This window comes from Leisingera sp. F5 (assembly GCF_001593695.1).
The window spans coordinates 1-1313 of sequence record NZ_LUKH01001059.1; the positions used below are offsets into that span (position 1 = coordinate 1).

Sequence of the window (1313 nt, forward strand, 5' to 3'; positions counted from 1 at the left end):
CGCGTCTTCGCTGTTCTGCGCATCTGCAATCTGTTCACCGCCCGAGAGCAGGCTCTTGCCATAGCTGGCCGCCTCTCCCCAAATCGACTGGCCGTCCCCGGCAGCAAGCCCGGCGAGGCTGGTTGCCTCCTTGGCGGCACGGGCCCGGGTAAAGCGGTCCTGCAGGATGGTGCTGTAGTCGGTTGCGCTTAGATCGCCCCAATTCAACCCCGCGTCACGGGTCTGGATGTAGTAGTCATACCCGATCACCGCCTGGGTGCTGAACACCAGGATGCCCATTGCCTTCTTCAGTCCCATGCCATTCTCCGGTTTTGCGAAACGCTCCGGCTTTATCCCAAATCAGGACCCGGCGCAGAATTGCGGCACTATTCCGGCAATTCAGGGAAGAGTACTATGCAATTGCCGCTGCCCGGCCAGGGCCACTGCCCTGCCGGTTGCTGCTGCATTCTGCCGGTGCTGATCCGTGGGTGCTGTCTGATGCTTTGATCGTCAGCAGTAAGGAGTGGCGGCGCCGCCAACAGGCGGAGGCGGGACGGGAGGTTCCTCCCGCAAGCTGAACGTTGTCTCTGCGTGCCCTCGCCAAAGGGCCCTGTTCCAAATGCCGGGGGTGTCAGGCCCGGCGGTGACCGCGATCGAGCAGGATCATGGCAGAGCGGGTTTAAAATGCGGTGAGGCACGCGCGCGCCGGATGCGCAACACCTTGGCCCTGCGTCCCGGTGCCGCCGCCGGGCAGTGAGTATTTGAGAAAAGATGAAGAGGCAGGGTTGCGCTTCATCTTCTTCAAAATACTCAAATTCCGCCGCTGATCCAGCATGGACTGCAGGCGGCTCCTGCGGCTCACATCTCCAGGATCTTGCCCGGGTTCATGATATTCTCCGGATCAAGTGCGGCCTTTATGGCTGCCATGTAGCGGATGGTTTCGCCTAGTTCCTTCTGCAGGTAGGGCCGTTTGCCCTGACCGATGCCGTGTTCTCCGGTGCAGGTTCCGTCCATCGAGATCGCCAGGTCGTTCAGCCAGCCGACATAATCATCCGCCTTCTGCCGCTCGATCCCGCTGTCCATATCGATCAGCAGCAGCGCATGAAAATTGCCGTCGCCCACATGGCCGACAATCGGCGCCATCAGTCCCATGCTCTCGGCTTTGTCTCGCGCAGCGCCGACGCATTCCGCTAGGCGGGAGATCGGCACGCAGACGTCGGTGGAGATCCCCTTGGCGCCCGGGCGCAGCTGCAGGCTGGCCCAATACATGTCATGGCGCGCCTGCCACAGCTTGTTGCGCTCCTCGGCTGTTGAGGTTGCCGCTGCATCAAAGC

Annotated in this window: 3 protein-coding genes; all 3 read right to left on the reverse strand. The window is 61.8% G+C overall.

The features are described 5' to 3' along the window. Nucleotides 1-297 (reverse strand): hypothetical protein (locus tag A2I95_RS38835; protein ID WP_291737717.1); only part of this gene is annotated, 297 nt, incomplete at its 3' end. A gap of 361 nt (nucleotides 298-658) precedes the next feature. Next, nucleotides 659-814 (reverse strand): hypothetical protein, encoded by a 156-nt coding sequence (locus A2I95_RS38840; RefSeq protein WP_156916839.1) that lies wholly within the window; start codon nucleotides 812-814, stop codon nucleotides 659-661. Nucleotides 815-837: 23 nt separating this feature from the next. Continuing rightward, a partial coding sequence (locus A2I95_RS38845) for an FAD-linked oxidase C-terminal domain-containing protein (RefSeq protein WP_291737718.1) occupies nucleotides 838-1313 on the reverse strand: 476 nt, incomplete at its 5' end.

Bases quoted from the DNA above. Each gene is read 5' to 3' on its own strand.
- A2I95_RS38840 (WP_156916839.1), bottom strand. From the start codon at position 814: ATGCTGGATCAGCGGCGGAATTTGAGTATTTTGAAGAAGATGAAGCGC.